The sequence below is a fragment of the Microbispora sp. CL1-1 genome (assembly GCF_012034195.1).
Lineage (GTDB): Bacteria > Actinomycetota > Actinomycetes > Streptosporangiales > Streptosporangiaceae > Microbispora.
Map to the genome: position 1 here is coordinate 59,448 of NZ_JAATEK010000027.1, position 20,564 is coordinate 80,011.

The 20,564-nt window shown below is 69.3% G+C and carries 20 protein-coding genes, 1 tRNA gene and 2 pseudogenes; 14 read left to right on the forward strand and 9 right to left on the reverse strand.

Translation table 11 applies throughout. The annotated features are described in order from the left end of the window. Positions 1 to 8 precede the first annotated feature (8 nt). The gene (locus tag HCK04_RS27175) at positions 9 to 479 is read right to left on the reverse strand and encodes a hypothetical protein (protein WP_142650234.1); all 471 of its coding nucleotides are present in this window, start codon (positions 477 to 479) and stop codon (positions 9 to 11) included. Between the two features lie 214 nt (positions 480 to 693). On the opposite strand from HCK04_RS27175, the gene HCK04_RS27180 reads away from it, so the two are divergent. From HCK04_RS27180 to HCK04_RS27190, 3 genes are all read left to right on the forward strand, one after another. Then, positions 694 to 1,302 (forward strand): helix-turn-helix transcriptional regulator, encoded by a 609-nt coding sequence (locus tag HCK04_RS27180; RefSeq protein ID WP_142650235.1) that lies wholly within the window; start codon positions 694 to 696, stop codon positions 1,300 to 1,302. Further along, complete coding sequence (gene cutA, locus HCK04_RS27185) at positions 1,283 to 1,621, forward strand: divalent-cation tolerance protein CutA (protein WP_142650236.1); 339 nt, start codon at positions 1,283 to 1,285, stop codon at positions 1,619 to 1,621. The genes HCK04_RS27180 and cutA overlap by 20 nt, the downstream gene beginning before the upstream one ends. A 1,417-nt stretch (positions 1,622 to 3,038) precedes the next feature. Beyond that, the gene (locus HCK04_RS27190) at positions 3,039 to 3,455 is read left to right on the forward strand and encodes a hypothetical protein (RefSeq protein ID WP_142650238.1); all 417 of its coding nucleotides are present in this window, start codon (positions 3,039 to 3,041) and stop codon (positions 3,453 to 3,455) included. Positions 3,456 to 3,840: 385 nt separating this feature from the next. Here HCK04_RS27190 and HCK04_RS27195 read toward each other — a convergent pair whose 3' ends face one another. After that, positions 3,841 to 4,647: a M15 family metallopeptidase gene (locus HCK04_RS27195; RefSeq protein ID WP_142650239.1), complete on the reverse strand. Its 807-nt coding sequence runs from the start codon at positions 4,645 to 4,647 to the stop codon at positions 3,841 to 3,843. A gap of 202 nt (positions 4,648 to 4,849) precedes the next feature. Between HCK04_RS27195 and HCK04_RS27200 the strand changes: the two genes are divergently transcribed. The 4 genes from HCK04_RS27200 to HCK04_RS42775 all read left to right on the forward strand — a co-directional run bounded on the left by HCK04_RS27200 (position 4,850) and on the right by HCK04_RS42775 (position 8,143). Then, complete coding sequence (locus tag HCK04_RS27200; protein WP_221889978.1) at positions 4,850 to 5,656, forward strand: prolipoprotein diacylglyceryl transferase family protein; 807 nt, start codon at positions 4,850 to 4,852, stop codon at positions 5,654 to 5,656. Between the two features lie 269 nt (positions 5,657 to 5,925). Further along, the gene (locus tag HCK04_RS27205; RefSeq protein WP_205830764.1) at positions 5,926 to 6,231 is read left to right on the forward strand and encodes a hypothetical protein; all 306 of its coding nucleotides are present in this window, start codon (positions 5,926 to 5,928) and stop codon (positions 6,229 to 6,231) included. Next, entirely contained in the window at positions 6,228 to 7,796 is a 1,569-nt protein-coding gene (locus HCK04_RS27210; protein ID WP_142650242.1) for a radical SAM protein, read from the forward strand. The genes HCK04_RS27205 and HCK04_RS27210 overlap by 4 nt, the downstream gene beginning before the upstream one ends. Next, the gene (locus HCK04_RS42775; protein ID WP_240971847.1) at positions 7,793 to 8,143 is read left to right on the forward strand and encodes a hypothetical protein; all 351 of its coding nucleotides are present in this window, start codon (positions 7,793 to 7,795) and stop codon (positions 8,141 to 8,143) included. The genes HCK04_RS27210 and HCK04_RS42775 overlap by 4 nt, the downstream gene beginning before the upstream one ends. Before the next feature lie 12 nt (positions 8,144 to 8,155). Here HCK04_RS42775 and HCK04_RS27220 read toward each other — a convergent pair whose 3' ends face one another. Beyond that, positions 8,156 to 8,566, reverse strand: coding sequence for a VOC family protein (locus HCK04_RS27220; RefSeq protein WP_142650243.1), 411 nt, complete (start codon positions 8,564 to 8,566; stop codon positions 8,156 to 8,158). A gap of 125 nt (positions 8,567 to 8,691) precedes the next feature. Between HCK04_RS27220 and HCK04_RS27225 the strand changes: the two genes are divergently transcribed. Further along, a complete protein-coding gene (locus HCK04_RS27225) occupies positions 8,692 to 9,657 on the forward strand; it encodes an ankyrin repeat domain-containing protein (protein ID WP_142650244.1) in 966 nt (321 codons plus the stop codon). A gap of 404 nt (positions 9,658 to 10,061) precedes the next feature. Continuing rightward, positions 10,062 to 11,243 carry an ATP-binding protein gene (locus tag HCK04_RS27230; RefSeq protein ID WP_142567879.1) on the forward strand — a complete coding sequence of 394 codons (1,182 nt, stop codon included), beginning with the start codon at positions 10,062 to 10,064 and terminating at the stop codon, positions 11,241 to 11,243. Positions 11,244 to 11,348: 105 nt separating this feature from the next. On the opposite strand, the gene HCK04_RS27235 is transcribed toward HCK04_RS27230, so the two are convergent. Both HCK04_RS27235 and HCK04_RS27240 read right to left on the reverse strand, forming a co-directional pair. Beyond that, positions 11,349 to 12,179 (reverse strand): MauE/DoxX family redox-associated membrane protein, encoded by an 831-nt coding sequence (locus tag HCK04_RS27235; protein ID WP_142650245.1) that lies wholly within the window; start codon positions 12,177 to 12,179, stop codon positions 11,349 to 11,351. A gap of 3 nt (positions 12,180 to 12,182) precedes the next feature. Continuing rightward, positions 12,183 to 13,184, reverse strand: coding sequence for a hypothetical protein (locus HCK04_RS27240; RefSeq protein WP_142650246.1), 1,002 nt, complete (start codon positions 13,182 to 13,184; stop codon positions 12,183 to 12,185). Between the two features lie 277 nt (positions 13,185 to 13,461). Here HCK04_RS27240 and HCK04_RS27245 point away from each other — a divergent pair, with 277 nt between their 5' ends. Further along, positions 13,462 to 13,959, forward strand: coding sequence for a SigE family RNA polymerase sigma factor (locus HCK04_RS27245; RefSeq protein ID WP_142625083.1), 498 nt, complete (start codon positions 13,462 to 13,464; stop codon positions 13,957 to 13,959). Positions 13,960 to 13,962: 3 nt separating this feature from the next. Here the strand turns inward: HCK04_RS27245 and HCK04_RS44345 are convergent, their stop codons facing one another. Continuing rightward, positions 13,963 to 14,976, reverse strand: coding sequence for an excalibur calcium-binding domain-containing protein (locus HCK04_RS44345; RefSeq protein ID WP_147944560.1), 1,014 nt, complete (start codon positions 14,974 to 14,976; stop codon positions 13,963 to 13,965). A 137-nt stretch (positions 14,977 to 15,113) separates the two neighbouring features. Next, entirely contained in the window at positions 15,114 to 15,611 is a 498-nt protein-coding gene (locus tag HCK04_RS27255) for a MarR family transcriptional regulator (protein ID WP_142650247.1), read from the reverse strand. Positions 15,612 to 15,709: 98 nt separating this feature from the next. Here HCK04_RS27255 and HCK04_RS27260 point away from each other — a divergent pair, with 98 nt between their 5' ends. From HCK04_RS27260 to HCK04_RS27270, 3 genes are all read left to right on the forward strand, one after another. Further along, positions 15,710 to 16,273, forward strand: a complete 564-nt coding sequence (locus HCK04_RS27260) for a YceI family protein (protein WP_142650248.1) — start codon at positions 15,710 to 15,712, stop codon at positions 16,271 to 16,273. Positions 16,274 to 16,464: 191 nt separating this feature from the next. Next, positions 16,465 to 16,554 (forward strand) — tRNA-Ser (locus HCK04_RS27265). 553 nt (positions 16,555 to 17,107) lie between these two features. Then, a complete protein-coding gene (locus HCK04_RS27270; RefSeq protein ID WP_142650249.1) occupies positions 17,108 to 18,532 on the forward strand; it encodes a serine/threonine-protein kinase in 1,425 nt (474 codons plus the stop codon). Positions 18,533 to 18,796: 264 nt separating this feature from the next. On the opposite strand, the pseudogene HCK04_RS27275 reads toward HCK04_RS27270, so the two are convergent. Together HCK04_RS27275 and HCK04_RS27280 are read right to left on the reverse strand one after the other, a co-directional pair. Further along, positions 18,797 to 19,487, reverse strand: a pseudogene (locus HCK04_RS27275) (metal-dependent transcriptional regulator). A gap of 8 nt (positions 19,488 to 19,495) precedes the next feature. After that, positions 19,496 to 19,693: pseudogene (locus tag HCK04_RS27280) on the reverse strand (YbhB/YbcL family Raf kinase inhibitor-like protein); the annotation flags it as partial. 55 nt (positions 19,694 to 19,748) lie between these two features. On the opposite strand from HCK04_RS27280, the gene HCK04_RS27285 reads away from it, so the two are divergent. Continuing rightward, positions 19,749 to 20,444: a GntR family transcriptional regulator gene (locus tag HCK04_RS27285; protein WP_142650250.1), complete on the forward strand. Its 696-nt coding sequence runs from the start codon at positions 19,749 to 19,751 to the stop codon at positions 20,442 to 20,444. Positions 20,445 to 20,564: the final 120 nt, after the last annotated feature.

Consider the following 20,564-nt stretch of genomic DNA (forward strand, 5'->3'; position numbering starts at 1 on the left):
GGTGATGGTCACTGGGTGACCTCCGCCAGCCGCCGCCGAGCCTCCTGCGGACTGTGGCCGCACAGGCGGAAGCAGAACTCCACATCGCGCAGCGACATCCACTGCTGCCACGCGAAGTCCTCGCCGTCCGGCAGCACCCAGACCCAGCCGAAGGGCGGCTCACGGTCGATGCCGATCTGCTCCATGGCCTCGTCCAGGCGCAGGGCCAGATCGGCGGCGTACTGCTCGCGGGTGGCGTTGCCGAACACCTCGCAGGAGTCGATCTGTCTCCTGCGCATCCGGTAGTCGCGGTGCCAGACTTCGACCTCACCCAACCGGGCGATGCCCTGCACGGCCCAGCCGACGAGCTGACCGACAGGAAGATCCTCGGGAGCCGGACCGGCGTCCGGCATGTCGGAGGCGTACAGGGCGATGATCAGTTCCCCGAAGGGCACCTCTCGGATCGATCCGAGAGCTACCTCGGTCGGTACCGTCTCCACCGAACCAAGCGCAGGCGTAACCTGAACATGCATCGCAGGGGTCCTAACTCTCGATGCTCTGGCCTCAGTGGGTGGCAGCCCACTGGGGCCTTTTCTGTTGTGATGTCTCGCTCTTGCCCTCTTAGTCCTATGGGGGACTTACAGGTCCTATGATGAGGACGTAGGAGTCCGGTTGTCAAGGACTAATAAGTCCTCGGAGAATGGAGCAGTGGAGATGTCCGAAGTCATCCGCCGACGGCGCACCGAGCTGGGAATGTCCCAGGCCGACCTCGCCCGCGCTGCCGGTGTCGATACACGCCAGATCCGCCGCTACGAGGCGGGAGACCAGCAACCGCTCCTGTCCGTCGCGGTAGCGATCGCGAACGCCCTACAGATATCCGTCGGCGAGTTGGCCGGCATGCCCGAGCACCGCGTCAACCTCAGCGGCGACTGGTGGGCGGCCTGGCAGACCTTCAAGGACGGCGAAGAGATCATCACTTCCCAGGAAGTGCGATTCCGCCAGCAAGGCGAACTGATCCAGCTCGAGACCATCACCCGTGGGATCTCCGTCGAGGACGGGGGATACATGTGGCGTGGTGAGCTGCGGCTGTGGGACAACGAGATCCTGATGGGCTGGTACGCCGCCAACGACGGCTCCGTACGGTCCAAGGGGACGATGTACTTCGTCCTGCACACCCACGGCATCAACATGGCCGGTCGGTGGGTCGGCCTGAGCTACGACGGCCAGATCATGACCGGCTGGGGATCCATGGCCAAGACCGAAGACGAGGCCCGAGACCTCATTGCCGAGCTCAAGGAACGCGATGGCCAGAGCGTTGGATGAGGTCTGCGAAGTCATCATCACGGCCCCGGACCCCGACTGGCTTGTCGAGTTCACCCGAAGCCTCGTCGCTGACCGGCTATGCGCAGCCGCTCACAACTTCGCGCCGATCCGTTCCATCTACCGATGGCAGGGCGAGATCTACGACCGCCCAGAAGGCCGCGTAGCGCTTCACACGCGGCGTGATCTCGTCCCGCAGATCATCGAGCGCACCAACCGGGAGCATCCATACGAGGTCCCATGCGTGGTCACACTGCCGATCACCAGCGGAGATCAGAAATATCTGAACTGGATACTGGCCGAGACCGCCGAGCCAGCGTAGGCGCTGTTACGGATTCGCTTACGTCTTCAAGCCGCCTTCGGCGGGGAGCGGTGGAAGGGGAGGGAAGGCACCGCGGGGAGGATGCGCGAGGGAGCGGCAGGCTCGACGATCCAAGACAGAAGGCGGGCCACCAAGAGGAGGACCCGCCGGGGAAGGGATCGGCAGAGGAGCGGGCTGTTTCCTGAGCTGTCTTCCAGTGACACCGTGAGGGGGTCGAACGACGGTGGGAGGCACAGCGCAGCCAGAAGCCATCACGGCCCGCACTCCCGAAGGGGAAGGCACGCGGACACGAGTGTGTCTCCCGCTGGGCCGCGCGCCCGCCCCGCCGGCGGGCTGCGGCTCTCCGGCCGGTCCCGCCGGCAGGCGGCGCGCACCCTGCGCCGACAAGCGGCGCGGGTGTTCAACCGATGGCGGCAAAGCGGCAATGTGCGAGAAGTGATCTCTCTCCCCAAGTGGTGAACGGGGTCGTTGGCTATGAGCGGCACCACGACGCCGAAGAACCCGGAGACCATGAGGGCGACGCTGGCAGACGAGGGGAGAGAGGAAGAAGGGGGCGGGGAGGGGAGGCAGGCGGAAGGTGCAGGGGGACAGGACCTTGGGGCGCTGCCCCAAACCCCGGGGCCTCCGACTCCGAGAGGGAGCCGCGAGCTGGCGCCGTAGCGGGCTGGGGTGGAAGTCCTGATCGCTCGCCTGCCATCGACCCAGGCAAGCCCAGCAGTCCGGCTCCTCCAGGTCAAGCCCAGCCGTGCCGGTAGGGCAACCAGCGTGCGGGGAAGGTCACCGGGAGCAGGTACACGCGAGGCAGGGCTTGACCCTCCGTCCCCGGCCCGCTGTCGCTTCGCGATGGGTCGACGGCAGACGAGAGATCAGGATACGGGCTGCTCATTTGCTCGGCCTGTCGGTAGGGTCCTGTCGTGACGGCACATAAGAGGCGATGGCCAAAGGTCGATCAGAACAGCGGCATCGAAGATGCCGCGCTGCTCATCCTGGAATGGTTAGCTGAGCAAGGCATAAACGCCATGATCAGGGTTGACGCGGAAAGATTGGCTGAGGGACTGCCTCCATGGACGTTCGCCGTTAGCGGCGGCCCACTGAGCCAAGGCATTCGGACTGATGGGGTCAGCGCAGGGCAGTGCCTCTCTTTCGCGCTTGCGTACTTGCGTGACGCCGGAGTCGAAGTGCCGTTCTGACTTCGAGCGTGCGGTTTGCCCAACGGGCCGGGGCACTTGGGGGCACACGGCGTCGGAAAGTGCTGGCAAGCGATGACAACGAACGGAAGCGTTCTCGCAGGTTGCTAGTCACGTAGGGCGATTCGATGCAGGTGAGGAGCCTGCAGAATTAGAACCCGGCCTACAGGACGACCTTGAGGACAAACCCGATCTATACTTTGGACGCTCGCGGACGCATTCAAATAGAAATGGAATCAGTGCGGATGGAAAGTGTGTCTGATGGGAACCTCCCAGTTGCTCATCCCGTCTCCGAGTTTCGGCTCATCATCCAAGAGGTCTTGCATACGGCTGAGGCTACGTGCGGAGTTGAGGATCTTGAGCGAGATCTAGAGCGTGCGCTCGCGGTGCTGCAGCGAAATCCTGACCTGAGGCCCCAATTTGAGACCGAGCTCACCACCCTGATCGACTCAATTAGGGAGGGTGTCGTCGAATTGGTTTCGTTCGTCATGTACGAGTTGCGGTGGCCGGTGATTGAGGAAGCGATTAGGAGTAGGATTTCGGAGCCCAGGAGGAATGTCAGTGATCTTCGACTCTATGAAGCGATGCTGGAGGCCTTCTCTGATTCATGGCGCGACCGCGATCTGTACAGGAAATTCAGTCAATAGGAACTTGGTCCGCGGAAAGCAGATCTACCACTTATGATCCCTGGCCTGGGCCGGCGTGCCTTGTCTGCGTGCATAACTGCGTGACAACGTCGACGAACGACGCTGGACGCTGGCGGACGGGAGTGGACTCGTCAGCAGGTTCGCTGACACAGCTACGCGGCCCACGGGGCAGCATCCGAGCTGGACTTGACGGCACTGGTTGGCACCCATTGATCTGCCCTCGCGCTCTCATCCAGGGCTCGTATCGAAGAGATCGGGACGAAACGATCCTAGGCGCGCGGGGCACAACGGGGGCACACGAAGATGCGAGACGCCCGGAAACGTCGAGAAACGATGAGGGGCCGAATCGCAGGTCAGAGGCCTGTCCGCGATATCGCCCCCGGTCTCAGCGGCCGTTGACGGAGAAGTGCTGGTAGTCCTTGGCGCCGGACCAGGAGCCGCCCCAGCCCCAGCCGATCCGCGCGAAGGCCCGCACCACTCGGTCTCCGCTGTTGATCACGCCGGGCTTCTTGAGCGGCCGGTCCACGAAGGCGTCCGCGTTGCGGTGGGCGTGCGAGCCGTCCGCGTAGACGTACGGGTTCTCGCGCGGGTTGACGTCCACCGCCAGCCCGTACGCGTGGTTGGACCAGCTGCCGGAGCCGGTGGCGTTGCGGCAGTTGAAGGCCGAGGTGTTGTCGGCGTCGATGGAGTCGTAGTCGCTGCCCTTGTAGACGTCGACGGGCACCATCCGGCGGATCGGGTAGCGCATCTCGTAGAGCTTGCCGAAGACGGAGGCCACGTCTTCGGCCACCTTCTTGTTGACCACGAGGGTGCCGGTGTGGGCCTTTCCGTCGAAGCCCCAGTAGGTCATGGTGATCTTCCGCAGCCCGCTCAGCGGAACCGGGCAGCCCGGACGCCAGGAGTATCGGACCTCGTCGCGGGACACGTTTTCGATCTTGGAGGAGAAGGGCGGCGGCCCGCTCGGGCTCGGCGTGGGCGCCTCGGACGACGGGGTGGCGGGGGCGGAGGAGGCCGGTGCGGAGGAGGGAGCGGCAGGCGCGGACGAGCCCGGCGCCGATGACGCCGGGACGGGCGCGGACACCCGGGCCCGGGCGGTGGCGGACGCGCCGGCGTCACCGACCCCGGCGCAGCCGGTCATCCCGACGAGGGCCGCCATCACTACCGCTGACCTGCGGTTCCACAAGGAGGTCATAGGCGCAGGTTACCCGCGGCCGAAACGTGCGCACGCGGGTTGCGCCCGCTTCTGTGGACAACGGGACTCCTGTGGATAAAGCCTGGGGCAATTGGCCGGAATCGCCGTATTGAGGGGCTGCAAGCCGTACGAATTGACGATCGGAATCGTCGGGGGCCGCGGCTAGGGTGGCGTCGTGCTTGAGCAACTACGTTTCGGTGGGGTGAGCGTGCCGACCCACGCGTTTTTCGTGGCTCTCGGCGTGATCCTCGCGAGCGTGGTGTTCGTCCTGGAGGCGCGGCGCCGGGGAGCCTTACGGGAGGAGTCGCTCGTCGCCGTCACCGGCGCGCTCGTCGGCGGGGCGATCGGCATACGGCTGTCCGGCTGGGCCGAGCATCTCGACCCCGCGCTCAATCCGAGCCTCGTCGAGGCGTGGATGTTCGGCGCCCGGAGCATCCTCGGCGGCCTGACCGGCGCGTACGCCGGGGTGCTGGTGGCGAAACGGCTGATCGGCTACCGGGAGCGCACCGGTGACCTGTTCGCGCCCGCCGTCGCGCTCGGCATGGCCGTCGGCCGCATCGGCTGCTTCCTCACCGAGGCCCCCGGCCGTCCCACGAGCCTGCCCTGGGGCGTCCACGCGCCCGCCACCGTGCCGGAATGCCCCGGATGCCTGTCCGGCCAGGCCATGCATCCTTCGCACCTGTACGAGACCGTGTTCCAGCTCGCCGCCTTCGGCGCGTTGCTGTGGGCGCGGAGCCGGGTCGACAGGCCGGGCGAGCTGTTCACCCTCTATCTGGGCGCGTACGCCGTCTTCCGGTTCCTCGTGGAGTTCACCAGGGCGAACGAGACGGTCTGGCTCGACCTGACCCGCCCGCAGTGGTTCCTCGTCCCGGGGCTCATGCTCCTCGCCGTCCGCCTCGGGATCGGATATCGCAAGGGGTTCTATGATCGGCTGCTCCCCTTCCGGGGCGAGCGGCGACCGCTGTTACCGGCCGTCCGTCTGTCGCCTGTGGGCGAGGAGGAGAGATGAGCACACCCCCCGAGCCGCCCGAGCGGCCGCACGACCCCCAGCCGGGCGACCCCCAGCCGCCTCACGGCCCGGCAGGTCCGCCGCCTCACGGCCCGGGCGGGCCGCATGGCCCCGGTCCCGGCGGCCCGTACGGCCCGGGTGCGCCGTACGGACCCGGTGGGCCGTATGGCCCCTCCGGCCCTCCCGGCCCTCCCGGCCCACCAGGGCCACCAGGGCCGCCAGGGCCGCCGCGCGCATGGCCGCCGCCTCCGCCCCCGAACACGACCGGTGTGGTCATCGCGCTGGCGATCGTGGGGGTCGTGGCCTACGGGATCGTCAATTTCGTGCTCTTCCTCGTGACCCTCGCGGTGGCGGACGGAGTCGCGAGCGACAACAAGAGCCTCGCGCTCGTCGGCGGAGCCGTGGTCCTCGCCCTGATCGCGTTCGGTGGCGGAACGCTGCTGATCCTCCTCCGCAAGCCGTGGTCGCGAGGGCTCGGGATGGGCCTGATGATCGGCTGGGCGCTCCTGACGATCTTCACTGCCGGCTTCTGCACCGGCGTCAACCCCTCGCTCTACACGGACGGTTTTCTGTGACCACCGGAATGCCCCTGCGGGGAGACCGCATCCTCCGCTACGTCAACGCGTTCTGCCCGCGCTGCCACGAGGAGCGGCCGGACCGCCCGCTGGCGGAGGTGCCGCGGCTGTCCGGCTGGCTCGCGGCCCGCGACGGCCGGGTCTACCTGGAGCGCGGCTGCCGCGCCCACGGCATGGTCAGGACCCTCTACGACGAGGACCCGGAGATCCTCGCCTACCTGGAGGAATGGACCGCTCCCACCAAGGCGCATCTGCCCGACGTCGCGGGGAACTTCGATCCGGTCCCGGAGGCGTACCTGCGCGGGCTGCCGGAGATGCAGACCCAGCACACATGCATCCTCCTCGAAGACGTCGCGGAGGCGTGCAACCTGCGCTGCCCGACCTGCTTCACCGACTCCTCGCCCGATCTGCGGGGGATCGTGCCGGTCCGGGAGGTGCTCGCCAACGTGGACCAGCGGCTGGCCCGGGAGAACGGCCGTCTCGACGTGCTCATGCTCAGCGGCGGCGAGCCGACCCTCCACCCCGATCTGCCCGAGCTGCTCGCCGAGCTGACGGCCCGGCCCGTCACCCGCATCCTGATCAACACCAACGGGCTCCTGGTGGCCAGGGACGACGCCCTGCTCGACCTGCTCACCGAGCACCGCGAACGCGTCGAGGTCTACCTGCAGTACGACGGCGTGTCGGCCGAGGCGTCCCGGCACCACAGAGGTGGCGACCTGCGGCGGCTCAAGGCGGAGGCGCTCCGGCGGCTGTCGGAACGGGAGATCTTCACGACGCTGGTCATGACGGCCGCCCTCGGCGTGAACGACGCCGAGATCGGCGACGTGGTGCGCCTGGCCCTCGACACGCCGTACGTCGGCGGGGTGTCGATCCAGCCGCAGTTCGGCTCGGGGCGGTCCGGTGTGATCGACCCGATGGACCGGCTCACCCACACCGGGGTGCTCAAACGCCTCGGCCCCCAGACGGACGGCCTGGTCACCTGGCGCGACCTGACCGCGCTGCCGTGCTCGCATCCGCACTGCTGCTCGGTCGGCTACATGATCAAGGATGATGCCGATCAGTGGCGCTCGCTGACCGCGTTGATCGGGCACGACCGCCTCAAGGAGAACCTCGGGCTCGTCTCCAACCGCATCGCCGACTCGGAGATCCCCCGCCAGCTCCGCATGGCCGTCCAGGAGTCGCTGCTCGGCCTGCTGTCGGAGCAGTCGTCGCTGTCGCATCCCGAGATCGGCAAGGTCTGGCGCGACATCTGCGAAAACTGCGACCTCGGGCTGACGACCCTGCTGACCCTCGCGTCCTCGGCCCTGCCCGGCCGCAAGCGGCGGTTGCGCCGGCTGCTGGGCGAACGGGTCGTACGCATCACGGTCAAGCCCTTCATGGACATGTCCACGATGCTGGAGGAGCGCCTGGTGCAGTGCTGTGTCCACGTCGGCACCCGCTCCGACCAGGACCAGTGCGCGCCGTTCTGCGCGGTCCAGGCCTGGCCGGCGCTCTCGCGTCAGCGCCTGTCCGCCGTCGCCGCGGCCGACGCAGGCGTACGGCTCCCGCTGGTGGAGATCACGTGAGCCTCCCGCACGGGGAGCCCGGCGACCGGCCGACCGGCGTCGCGTACGAGCAGGCGCGCGCCGCCGAGACGGCCCAGGCCCAGGCGTCCGGCGGCGGGCAGGCCACGCCGTACGACCCGCTGAAGCTGTGCGTCTACGCGACGGTGGCGCTGCTCGCCTGGCTGTTCGGGGCGTGGGCCGTGCTCGGGTTCGCGGCCCTGGGGCTCGCCGGATATTGGCGGGCCCGCCGCGCGGGGCTCACCAGGAGCAAGTGCTATCTCAGGGACACCCGGCTCGTCCTCGCCTACCTGGGCGTGATCGCCCTGGCCGCCGCGGCGGCCCTCGTGCTCCCGCACGTGTCCCGCTAGGGTGATGCGGCTTCAGTCGCGCTTGGGCCAGATCGGGCCCTGGTCGGTCCAGATGACGCCCTTGTTGCGGCACAGGCAGAAGGGGTGGCCGACCGGGTCGGTGTAGACCCGCCAGCCGTAGCCTTCGGGGCCGATGAAGTCCTGCTGCAGCGTCGCGCCGAGGTCGAGGACGCGGCGCTGCTCGGACTCGATGTCGTCCACCTCGAAGTCGAGGTGGAACTGCTTGGGGTGCTCGCTGTCGGGCCACTGCGGAGCGCGGTAGTCGTCCACTCGGATGAAAGCCAGCTCGATCTCGCCGAACGTGATGCCGGCCCAGTTGCCGTCGCTGCCTTCCTTGATCGGACGGCCCGTCACCGCGGAGTAGAAGGCCGCCAGCTTCATCGTGTCCGGGCAGTCGATGATGAAATCGGTGAGTCGCAGCATTCCGCGATCGTGTCACATGATCAAGGGGAGCCCGGCAAGGCCTGGTTCTCGCGAGACCCGCTCCGTCACGGAATTTGTCGGTGGGCTTCGCCATGATCTGCGTACCTACTCACCGAGGGAGCATCATGGCTGCCGCCCGGGAAGCGGACTGGTCTGGCATCGGCTGGGACGCCTGGAAGAACCTGCGGCTGATCCGGGCCCGGCTCGACGCGGGCGCCGACCCCGATGCGGCCGACTTTTACTTCGGGCCACCCTTGCACAGAGCCGCCGAATGGGGCTCTCCCGGGGTGGTGGCGGAATTGGCCGCCCGGGTCGACGACGTGGACGCCGAGCACGAGGGCCGTACGGCGCTGTGGACGGCCGTCTTCGCCGACCGTCCGGACAACGCCCGGATCCTGGCCGAGGCCGGAGCCGACCCGTGGCGGCCGATGATGAACGGCTGGTCGCCCGGACGGCTGAGCCTGGCTACGCCGACCCCCGGCCTGTTCGGCGATCTCGGCGGGCGGCCCCGTCTGACCGACGCCGAGGCCGCCGCCGTGCAGGAAGCCGGACGTCTGATCGCCGCCGTGGGTGGCTTCCCCGACGACGGCCTGAGCGTGGCCTGTGTGGCAGGGATAACGGCCGCCGAGGTGGTACGCCGCCTGGGAGCCGGCCCGGAGGCGGTCGATCCCGAAGCGCTCATGGAAGATCCGTGGATGGACCTCGACGACAGCCTCGCCGTCGTCGGCGTCACCGATGTTCCCGGCGGCTGTGTGGTCAGCCAGCCGTGGGGATACACGCCGTCAACACCCGGTGTCACGGAGCGCCTGTCGGTCGGCACGGTCTGCTACGCCATGTTCGCCAACCCCAAGAGCGGCAACCAGGGCAGCGTCGCCCGGGACGGCGAGATCGTGGAGTGGGACACCCATCCCGGTGGTGGCGATCCGTCGCCGGAGAACCCGGCAGAGGAGATCCTCCGGAGGTACCTCTTCAACAGGCACGCCGTTGCGTACTGCTGTGCGGGCGCGGGCATACGCCCGACGGACGCGGGACCGATAGCGGGGCAGCCCGACACGTGGGTAAGGCTCCCCGACCGCGACTACTGGGGCTGACCGACTGGAGCCGACCCGCCGGCCGGGCCGCGGAACCCCTGTGAGTGCGTCGCTGAACGACGGTGTTTGACGGAGCTTTCGCGGAAAGCTCGCGCAGGTGTTCGATGACGCGCTACAGTCTTGGCCATCGGATCGAACACGGGTTCGGTCGAGTTTCGGCTGGTAAGGGGTGTGTGATGGCTGTTTCCACGGTGTCCGTCGCCCCTGCTCCGGCCGGCGGCGCATCCGTGGTGTTCGATCCGGTCGTGCCATCCCCGGCTCCGCCCGTCGTCGTCCCGGTCGTCCCGGCTCAGGCTCCGCCCACCGCCGGGCGGTGCGTGCCGCGGCCGCGCCGGGCGACACGCCCTACCGCTCTCTACGGAAATCTACGACGGCCGCTATATCCCGTCATAAAGTCCGAGAGCGTGGACCCCGTGCGCAATCCCTACGCCCCCGGCGCCGGCCAGCGCCCCCCGGAACTCGCCGGCCGCGACCGCGAGCTGCAGCAGTTCGAGATCGTGCTCGAGCGGGTCGCCCGTGGCCGCCCCGAGCGGAGCATGGTCCTCACCGGCCTGCGCGGCGTGGGCAAGACCGTCCTGCTCAACACGTTCAAGTCCATGGCCATGCAGCGGCTGTGGGGCACCGGCAAGATCGAGGCCAGGCCCGACCAGTCGATCCGCCGCCCGGTTGCCGCCGCGCTGCACATGGCCATCAGGGAGCTCGCGCCCCGGCACCGCGCCCCCGAGCGGATCGAGGAGTTCCTCGGCGTGCTCAAGGCGTTCGCGATGCGCGACCCCGCCGCGGCGAAGGGCACCTCGCACTGGTCGCCCGGCATCGACGTGCCCGCCGCGCGCGGCCGGGCCGACTCCGGCGACCTGGAGATCGACCTGACCGAGCTGTTCGTCGACGCCGCGGGCGTGGCGACCGACCTCGGTGTCGGCATCGCGCTGTTCATCGACGAGATGCAGGACGTGCAGGCGCCCGACGTCTCGGCCCTGTGCGCGGCCTGCCACGAGCTGTCGCAGAACGGCGGCCCGCTGATCGTCGTCGGCGCCGGCCTGCCCCACCTGCCGAGCGTGCTGTCGGCGAGCAAGAGCTACTCCGAGCGGCTGTTCCGATACGCCCGCATCGACCGGCTCGACCGCGACGCCGCCGACCTGGCGCTGATCGCCCCGGCCGCCCGCGAGGACGTCGAGTTCACTCCCGACGCGCTCGACGCGTTGTATGAGGCGGCCGACGGCTACCCCTACTTCGTCCAGGCGTACGGCAAGGTCGCCTGGGACCTCGCCCCGCGCAGCCCGATCACGGCCGAGGACATCAAGGTCTCGGCCCCGGAGGCCGAGGAGGAGCTCGCGGTGGGCTTCTTCGGCAGCCGATATGAGCGGGCCACCCCCGCCGAGCGCGACTACATGCACGCCATGGCCCAGCTCGGGGACGACCCGGTGCCGACTGCCGAGGTGGCCGAGACGCTGGGCCGCAAGCCGTCGAGCCTGTCCCCGGCTCGCGACAGCCTGATCAAGAAAGGCCTGATCTACAGCGCCGAGCGCGGCGTGATCGGGTTCACCGTGCCGCATTTCGGGAGGTTCCTCCGCGCGCAGCCGCTATGAGTGGCGCGCCCATCGACCTCTCTACGGCTTTCTAGAGGGGAAGCTAGAGAGCCGTAGAGAGCTGAAGTGAAAGACCTCGATGCGGGAATCTACGCGTGTATAGCGTCAGGCTGATACAGGCGTAGATTCCCGCAGAGAGGCGTCGCCGAGCTCGTCGGGCGCGACCACCTGGCCGTCCGCCCCGACCATGACGGCCCGTACGGCGGGACGCCGCCCGCTGAGCTGCACGGCGAACACGACCTCCGCCTCGCCCCGGGCCGGGAAGACGAAGAACCGCCAGCACAGTTCACGCCACATGTCGGAGGGCTCGTCCGCCACCAGCGACCCGGCGTGGGCCCGCCACGCCGCGCTGGCCCGCAGCCGCGACAGCGCCCGCCCTGGCGGCATCGGCCGCTGCTCGCACGGCGCCCGGTGACGCAGACGCGAGACGACACCGTCGATCTCGGGTGAGCAGGCGAGCAGCAGGGCGACCCCTCCGCCGATCCACGGCATGGTCTCCGCGGTGAGATGCGGCAGTCCCGTGAGGTTTTCGGCCCCGATCAGGGCCGCCATCGCGGTCAGCGCCGCGGCCCGGCCGATCGACCGCAGTCCGACCGGGGTGTCGCTCACGTCTCCGAAGCAGCCGCACCCCACGTCCGGCCGGCGCCTGCGCAGATCCCACAGCACGTACGTCGCCACGGCGAAGAACACGGCCGGCAGCCACCGGGCGGCCGGGTGGTCCACGACCAGCAGGCCGGCCGCAAGCGCGAACTCGACCAGCGCGCAGACGATCATGGCGGCCTTGGCGAAGCGTTCCGGCATGAGCACCGCCGGGCCGAGCCGGGCCAGCGCGCCCGGCGACGTCTCGCGCCCGACCGTGGCCAGTTTGGCGACGCCCCCCAGCACCAGCGTCACCACGAGGATCGGCAGCGCGGCAGCCGCGATGGTCGAAAGCACCGGTCACCCCAATCCGACGCGGGCATTGAAGCAGCCCTTGGTCAAGTCTCCACCGAGCGCGACGTACGAGGACGCGGTCAGTTCCACGATCCTCCCGCGCGGGGACGTGCCGCATTCCAGACATCGGTCGCAGAACCGCCCCGTGAGGCATCCGCACGCGACGATCGGCAGCACGTCCGCCCGGCCGTCGCACACGTTGCGTACGCGCAGCACCGAGCCCAGCGCGAGATAGGGCAGGCCGGCGCAGGAGACGCCCGCGTCGCCGCAGCCGGTGTCCTCCCGTTCGAGCATGGGATAGGCGACGCCGTTCTCCGCGACGCCCTTCTCCGCGAAATCCGGGAGGTCCGGGAGGTCCGCGAAGTCGGTGAGATCGGCCCACACCGCCGTTCCCGAGATGCCCGTCTCGTTCCCGCCGTACGTCGCCTGCGGCGGGGGCACGGCCGTGGCCCGGTACGGCGGCTGCGAGGTCGCGGGCAGATGCGCGAGCGCCGTGCCCTGGTCGAGCAGCCCGATCGCGTCGAACAGGTAGCCCGGCTCCAGCTTGGGATGCCGCACCCGGATGCGACCGGACGAGCGGTAGGGCACGACGATGGACCGTTCCCTTCGGTGCGGGCCGCAGTCGAGCTCGACGGTGAGGTCGCGCCTGCCGCCGACCTCCCGGATGACGCCGGTGATCCGGGTGATGTCCGCCCAGATGCGCTCGGCGACCGTGCCGCCGCGCAGCGCCCGGACGACGATCTGCGCCCCGGTCGGCAGGTCGGCGGGCGCCACTGTGCCCCCGCGCCAGGCGGTCGCCCACGGCGCGATCACCAGGCGCCGCTGCTCGCCGCCTGCGGTCTCGACGATGAGCAGATGCGGGCTCACGTCGAGCAGCTCGCCGCTGACCACGTCGAACGGCTCCGTCTCCTCCGGCGACCGCGGCGCGGGCCGGGGGTCGCGGCCGAGAACGGCCGCCGCCAGCTTCCGCCTGCGCTCTCCGGCCCGGTACGGCTTCGCCCCTTCCACGCTCTCCAGCCTCACATGCCGGAGGGGGATGGAGAGGTAGTTTTCCGGGCGATGGTGGCGTCCGGGATCAATATTCCTCCTCCCGGTGCAAGGCGTTGCCACCTGTTTCGGGCAAACCACAGCCCGGCAGGACGTACGGCACGGGCGACGGGCCGCCACCGGCTTGCCCGCTCTTTGCCCAGGCAGGTGCGAAACCTGGATTTCGGTTCAGCCGGATCCAGCAGCGCGGCTGCGATTCTGGCACGAGATGCCTCTCTGGCCGGGTTGGTGATCCCAGATCGTGAACCATGAGGAGTTTCGCACGTACGTCCAGTCTCGCGGGGCGGCCCTGCTCCGCGTGGCCAACCAGTTGACCGGCAATCCCTGCGACGCCGAAGACCTTCTGCAGACCGCTCTCGCGCGTACGTACCTCGCGTGGGACCGCATCCGTGATCGGTCGTCGCTCGACGGCTACGTGCGGCGGGCGATGGTGAACATCAACATCTCCTGGTGGCGGCGGCGCAAGCTGGAGGAATACCCCTCGGAGGAGCTCCCCGACGTACCGGTGCAGCAGGACGCGCGGCACCGGTACGACGAGCTGGAGCAGGCGCTCGACCGCCTCCCCGCACGGCAGCGTACGGCGATCGTGCTGCGCTACTACGAGGACATGACCGAGCCCGAGATCGCCAGGACCCTCGGGATCAGCGTGGGCACGGTCAAGAGCTCGGTCTCGCGCGGCATGGCCAAACTGCGCGGCGACCTGGTCGTGCCCGACGCCCGCAAAAGGGTCAACTGACCGTCATCTCTCGCAGACGATGCCGTCGTCGTCGCGGTCGTCGTACCACTCGTACTCGAGGTCTCTCCCGCGGTAGTACGGGCCGTAGCCGTTGGCGTTCGCCTCCGCGCAGGTGCCGAACTTGGGGTCGGTCGTGGCGCCCGGGCTGGGGCTGGGAGTCGGAGACGGGCTGACCGCGACCGAGTTGGTGTCGCCCTGCGGGATGGGCTCGGGGGAGTACGACGTGCCGGGCGGGGCCGGGGACGCGTCCACCGGCTCGATCGGCGCCGGGGTCAGGGCGTCGCCACCGGTCCCCGAGGGGGTCTGCACACCCGAGCGCTTGTCGTAGGTGTCGGCCGCCCAGCACCCCGACCACAGGCCCTGCTTGTCCATCTGGGCGCGGACCTGCTCCCAGTATTGCCACTCGGTGAAGCTGTGCTCGGGGAAGGAGTTCACGGCCTGGGCCAGGCCGGTCCTGACCATGTCGCCGTTGACGTAGACCCCCGTGGACGACCACAGGTAGATCAGGATGCGCCCCTGATCGGGCACCTGCTCGGCGGCCTGGACGTACGCCGGCTTGCCCGGCGGGAGCAGGGTCATGAGGCGGGCGAGCGCCTCCTCGGACCAGCAGGCGCCCTTGGCGGGGGCGTCCGCCTCCAGCAGGCCGATCCGTACGGTCCTGCCGCTCGCGGTGACGACGTCCGCGGTGTCGCCGTCCAGGATCTTCTTGACGGTCACCTGGACGGTGTCCTTCGGCACGCCTTTCGGCCGGGCCGTCGTCGTCTTCGGCGTCTTGGCCGTCGTGGTCTGGGTCGCCTTGGGGGCCGGCTTCGGGGTGATCGTCTTGGTGACGGTGACCACCGGCTGCGGGCTCGGGCTCGTGGCGGCGGCCGTCTGCGTCTGCGTCTGAGCGGGCGTCGGGCTGGGGCTCGGGCTCGGTGAGGCCGCGGCCGCGGCGAACGCGGAGGTGGAAGCGGCGACCGGAACCGCGAGGACGGCGGTGGCGAGGATGGCGAGTGCGTGCGAGGGGAAACGCACGGGTGCTCCATGGGCTCGGGTACGGGGGGCTGCGTCGGCTGTCGGAAAGCCGTTTCCTGGATTATGGAGTCCACCAGAAAACGATCGTTTACGCCACCCCGTCCGGTCGGTTCCCAGGAATCACGTTCCGGGGTGTATCAGCCTGTCTTGGCCCTCGGCGCCCTGCTCACCTCCCGTACGCCGGCGGTCGCGCAGGGCCGTACGACGTCGCGGATCATCCGCAGCGTCTCCAGGAAGTCGGCGAGCCGGTTTTCGGGCAGCAGCCCGGTGAACCAGGTCTCGATGTCGTCGATGTGCTTGGGGAGCACGGCCCGCAGGCGTTCCGCTCCCGCCTCGCTCAGCACGGCGTAAGAGGCACGGCGGTCGGTGGCACAGCCATGCCGCTCGACGAGCCCGTCGCGTTCCAGTCGGTCGACCACGCGCGTGATCCCGCTCGTGGACAGTGAGGTCTGGGCGGCGAGGTCGCTCATCCGCAGCCGCCGTTCGGGCGAGCGGGCAAGACGGAGCAGGGTCTCGAAGTCGACCTCGGAGAGTCCGGCGGCGGCCAGCGTCGGGCTGGTCTTGCTGCACAGCCCGGTGTAAACCTCCGCCAACAGGCCCATCGCCGTGAGCCGGGGGTCGTCGAATGGGTCCATGGTCCAAGTCTACGCCACGATAGTTGACGCGAGGAATATTTCTCCGGTAGACATTTGCTGAGTGAGACATCCGCACAGCAACAATCAGGGGAGCAGCCATGAGCATCCGTGAGTGGGAGGGCCTGAAGGTCCCGTCGGCCGGCGAGTTCGCGCTGGACAAGGCCCACACGCGCGTCGGCTTCGTCGTCAAGCACATGATGGTCAGCAAGGTCCGCGGCCACTTCGCCGACTACGACGGCAAGATCGCCATCGCCGAGAACCCGCTCGAGTCGAGCGTGGACGTCGTGATCAAGGCGGGCACCATCGAGACCGGCGCGGCCGACCGCGACGGCCACCTGCGCAGCGACGACTTCCTGAGCGCCGACAAGTTCCCCGAGATCACCTTCCGCAGCAAGCGGGTGAGCAACCTGTCGGGCAACGAGTTCACGCTCGTCGGCGACCTCACGGTGCGTGACGTGACCAAGGAGGTCGAGCTCAAGGTCGAGTTCAACGGCGCCGCCAACAACCCGTGGGGCCAGGAGATCTTCGGGTTCGAAGCGTCGACCGAGATCGACCGCGAGGAGTTCGGCCTGACCTGGAACCAGGCCCTGGAGACCGGTGGCGTCCTCGTCGGCAAGAAGGTCAAGATCGAGATCGAGGGCGAGGCCGTCCGCCAGGCGTAGCCCGTGCTGAGGCTGAGGCGGGTTATCCACACTGCGTACACAGCCCTTGTCCACATCCTGTGGACAGGGGCTGTGCATCCATCCAAACGCCCGCAGCGTGGGATCTCTGGAATGATCCCGTACGACGCTCGGCAATCCGCTTTGCCGCCTTGGACGATCGCCGGTACGCTGTGCTGAGCAACGCGCTACCAGGAGGCTTCGCCTAGTCAGGTCTATGGCGCCGCACTGCTAATGCGGTTTGGGTCTTAAGCCCATCCGGGGTTCAAATCCCCGAGCCTCCGCAGTTCAAAGCCCCTCTCGCTGACTCCAGTGAGAGGGGCTTTTGATTTCCAGACCCGTGCGGGTTGCAGTTCCAGTTGCAATTGGTGGTCGTCTCCCCGAGAGCGGCGCCGCTTGCGCTCGCCGGTGTCCTTCACCTGGGGACTGGCGACGTAGGTGTAACGCTGGGTCGGCGTCACGCGCGCGTGGCCGAGGATCTCCTGTACGACCCAGACATGGACGCCCTGCTCAACGAGGAGCGTCCAGACGGCCGCAGACAGGGTGCGCTTCGGCGAGGGTTTGCTACGGATCGTCCACCGGCCGAGGGGAACCTGTGCAGAGGGCTCCGGAGTGTTGACGTCATCCCTCTGGACGCGGACGGCTCGTGGGTCTGGAAGCAGGCGCGGCTCCCCTCGGCCGGCCCTGACGGTGGAAGCGGCGATCACACCGGCGGGTTCCTCTACGAAGCGGGATCGTATTGACTGGACCCCGTCCGCGTTGACGATCGTTTCGTGTCGGAAAGAACACCGGCTCCGGTAACGTCGCCTCCGTTTCCGCGTACCCGTGGAGGATGAGTTGCAAGGGTCGCAGCAGCTTCGCACGGATGATCCCCGTCAGGTCGGTGCGTACCGGATCGTCGGTCTGCTCGGTGAAGGCGGCCAGGGCGTGGTCTACCGGGGCGTGGGGGTGAACGCCGAGCCTGTCGCGGTCAAGTTGTTGCACGCGCGGTTCAGCGGGGACGCCAAGGCCCGAGCGCGGTTCGCGGCTGAGCTGGCGCACGCCGGAAAGGTCGCCGCGTTCTGTACGGCACGCGTGCTGGACGCGGACGTGGAAGGCGACAGGCCCTACATCGTCAGCGAGTTCGTGGACGGTCCGGCGCTCTCCCAGGTGATCGCGGCCGGCCGGTCGCCTCAGGGGCCCGCACTGGAGAGGCTGGCGATCGCGACGGTGACCGCGCTCGCCGCCATCCACGAGGCCGGGATCGTGCACCGCGACTTCAAGCCCAGCAACGTCATCATGGGCGCCGATGGGCCACGCGTCATCGACTTCGGCATCGCGCGAGTCCTGGACGCGACCGGCACGTTGTCGAGTGCGATCGTCGGCACGCCCGCTTTCATGGCACCCGAGCAGATCGAGGGGGGCGAGGTCGGCCCGGCCGCAGACGTCTTCGCCTGGGCGTGCACCATCGCCTACGCCGCCAACGGCGTCACGCCGTTCGGGCAGGACTCGATCCCCGCGGTGATGCACCGCATCCTGACCGGCGAGCCCGACCTCGGCCGGCTTGGGGGAGCGCTGCACGGCATCGTGACCGAATGCCTCGCCAAGGACCCTGCCCGGCGCCCCAGCGCACGCGCGATCCTGCTCCGTCTGCTCGGCGGGACGCAGTCCTCGTCGGCACCGGAGACGTTGCTCATCGCGGGTGCGCGGGCCTCGGCATCAGGCACCCTGATTTCCGCTGAGCCCACCCGGCCGCTCGGGGAGCCGCCTACCCGGCGGATCGCGCGACCGGCGGCGCCAGGCGGCGAGCGGACCGGTGCGGGCCGCCGGGCGACGGCATACGCGGTCGCGGCCGCGGCCCTCTTCCTGGGCGCCGCGACGTTCCTTCCCTGGGGAAGGGTCGGGAAGCTGCTCGGGTCGATCACTCAGCCCATCGACAATGCCGACGTCGCCGGTCTCGCGACACAGTGGGGAGTCATCACCCTGGTCATGGCCGTGGCCGCGATGGCCGTCGCCGTCACCGACGCGCTCACCCGGCGTCTGTCCGCCGCCTGGGCGGTCGTGCCCGGCGGCGTCGCGGCCGCGTCGATGGCCGCGTTCTGGATCCGTCAGGACGACCTGCACTCCAAGCATCCCAGCGCGGGGATGCTGACGGCCGATGATCTGCGCGAGCTCGGAACGAGCTTCCACGTCTCCATCTCCTACGGCTGGTACACGGCGATCACGCTGGCCGCGGTCCTCATGGTGCTGTCGCTGGTCTCCCTGCTGGTCCGCCGATCCTGACGACTCAGCCGTGGGCGGCCTGGGTGACGGCCTCCCCCCGTGCGCGTGAGCACTCCAGCGGGCCCGGGACGGGATCGGCGCGCTCGGCGACGACGAGTATGGGCGGCTCATCAAGGGTGGCCTGGAGCGGGTGGCCGAGCAGTTGGGCGACACCGTCTGATCGCGCGCCCGGTTTGTCCTGACCGCCGCTGGGCCACAGCCGCGCGCCAGGATCCCCGTCCGCGCCAGGGCCCGGCGCGCGCCCGCCGGTCGGACCGGCTGGGCTCAGCGCTTGGCCACGAAGATGTGGGCGGCGGTCCCGTGTGGGGAGCTCGGCGCGCTCCCCGCTGCTGCCGACCAGCAGGCCGCCGGGTGACGACGTCACGTTCACGACCGCGCCGGGCCGTACCCCTGCCTGCCGCAGGGCGTACATCAGCCGGGGGTCGGTCTGGAGCGGCTCCCCGATGCGCCGTACGACCACGCTCATGCTCGGTCCGGGCTGCAGATCGCCGAGGCTGACGACGCCCTCGCCGAGGAACGGATCCGTGGTCGGCCTCGCGCCGAGCTCCTCCAGGCCCGGGATCGGGTTGCCGTACGGCGACTCGGCCGGGTGTCCCAGCAGGTCGAGGACGCGGCGTTCGACGGCCTCGCTCATCACGTGCTCCCAGCGGCAGGCCTCCGCGTGGACGTGTTCCCACTCCAGCCCGATCACGTCGACGAGCAGGCACTCCGCGAGGCGGTGCTTGCGCATCACGCGCGTGGCGATCCGCCGTCCCTGCTCCGTCAGCTCCAGGCGCCTGTCACCCGCGACGTACAGCAGACCGTCGCGCTCCATGCGCGCGACGGTCTGGCTGACGGTGGGGCCACGCTGGTGCAGGCGCTCGGCGATGCGGGCACGCAGGGGGACCACGCCGTCCTCCTCGAACTCCAGGACGGTACGGAGATACATCTCCGTGGTGTCGATGAGCCCGGACATGCGGTTCGTCAGGCGGGGGTTTCGGCGGTCGCGATCAGGACCGCGCGGCCGAGGGTGTGGCCGGCCATGGTGAAGCCGAGGAGGGCCGGGGTGGCGTCGGCCGGGACGCCGATGGACTCGACGTCGAGGGCGTGTACGACGACGAAGTAGCGGTGCAGGCCGTGCCCGGCCGGCGGCGCGGCGCCGATGAAGCGGGCCTCGCGGACGTCGTTGGGCGAGCATCAATAATCGATTATTTGTGCAATCGTCTATGATGTGTGCATGGATCAGGTCGCCCCTCCGGCTTCCCCGGGGAAGCAGATGCTCTCCGAGCAGGTCTACGCCCACCTGCGGGACGCGATCATGCGCGGGGTCTACGCTCCCGGTGACGCCCTCAAACCGCAGGACATCGCCAAGGAACAGGGCGTGAGCCTGGCGGTGGTGCGCGAGGCGCTCGTACGGGTGGTCGGTGAGGGGCTCGCCGACCGGCTGCCCAACCGCGGCTTCGCCGTCCCGGCCTTCTCCGACCGCCGCTGGCAGGAGATCGCGGAGGCCCGCCGGACCATCGAACCGGTCGTGCTGCGCATGTCCATCGAGCGCGGTGACGTCGACTGGGAGGCCCGGGTGCGAGCCGCCCACCACCGTCTGGCTCGCACCCCTGCGTTCGTACGGGAGGAGGGCGAGCACTACAGCAGCGCATGGTCGGAGGCCCATCGGGTCTTCCACCGCACGCTGCTGGAGGGCTGCGGCAACCCCGTCCTGCTGGAGACCTTCGACCGGATGTGGACCGCGAGCGAGCTGGCCCGCCGCTGGGCGGCGCAGCGCGACCCCGGCAGGGACGGCATCGGCGAGCATCGCAGGCTGGAGGAGGCGGCGCTGGCCCGCGACGCCGATACCGCGGCCGAGGTCCTGGCCCGGCACCTCACCCAGACCGCGGCCGCTCTGACCGGCGACGCCCGGCAGGCCGATGAAGCATAAGTGTTCCTATTACGCTCTTCCGGCCTCTCGCCGTCGCCCGTGGAGGCGCCGCTCGTGCAGGCAGCGCCCGCGCAGGCCGCAGCAAGCTCCCGTAGATCTCAATCCACGAAAGGGGCGGAA

Excerpts from the sequence above, each read along its gene's own strand:
- HCK04_RS27225 (WP_142650244.1), top strand. The coding sequence starts at position 8,692 with ATGGCTGCCGCCCGGGAAGCGGACTGGTCTGGCATCGGCTGGGACGCC.
- HCK04_RS27190 (WP_142650238.1), top strand. The coding sequence starts at position 3,039 with ATGGAATCAGTGCGGATGGAAAGTGTGTCTGATGGGAACCTCCCAGTT.
- HCK04_RS27260 (WP_142650248.1), top strand. The coding sequence starts at position 15,710 with ATGAGCATCCGTGAGTGGGAGGGCCTGAAGGTCCCGTCGGCCGGCGAG.
- HCK04_RS27220 (WP_142650243.1), bottom strand. The coding sequence starts at position 8,566 with ATGCTGCGACTCACCGATTTCATCATCGACTGCCCGGACACGATGAAG.
- HCK04_RS27285 (WP_142650250.1), top strand. The coding sequence starts at position 19,749 with ATGGATCAGGTCGCCCCTCCGGCTTCCCCGGGGAAGCAGATGCTCTCC.
- HCK04_RS27180 (WP_142650235.1), top strand. The coding sequence starts at position 694 with ATGTCCGAAGTCATCCGCCGACGGCGCACCGAGCTGGGAATGTCCCAG.
- cutA (WP_142650236.1), top strand. The coding sequence starts at position 1,283 with ATGGCCAGAGCGTTGGATGAGGTCTGCGAAGTCATCATCACGGCCCCG.
- HCK04_RS27195 (WP_142650239.1), bottom strand. The coding sequence starts at position 4,647 with ATGACCTCCTTGTGGAACCGCAGGTCAGCGGTAGTGATGGCGGCCCTC.
- HCK04_RS27255 (WP_142650247.1), bottom strand. The coding sequence starts at position 15,611 with ATGGACCCATTCGACGACCCCCGGCTCACGGCGATGGGCCTGTTGGCG.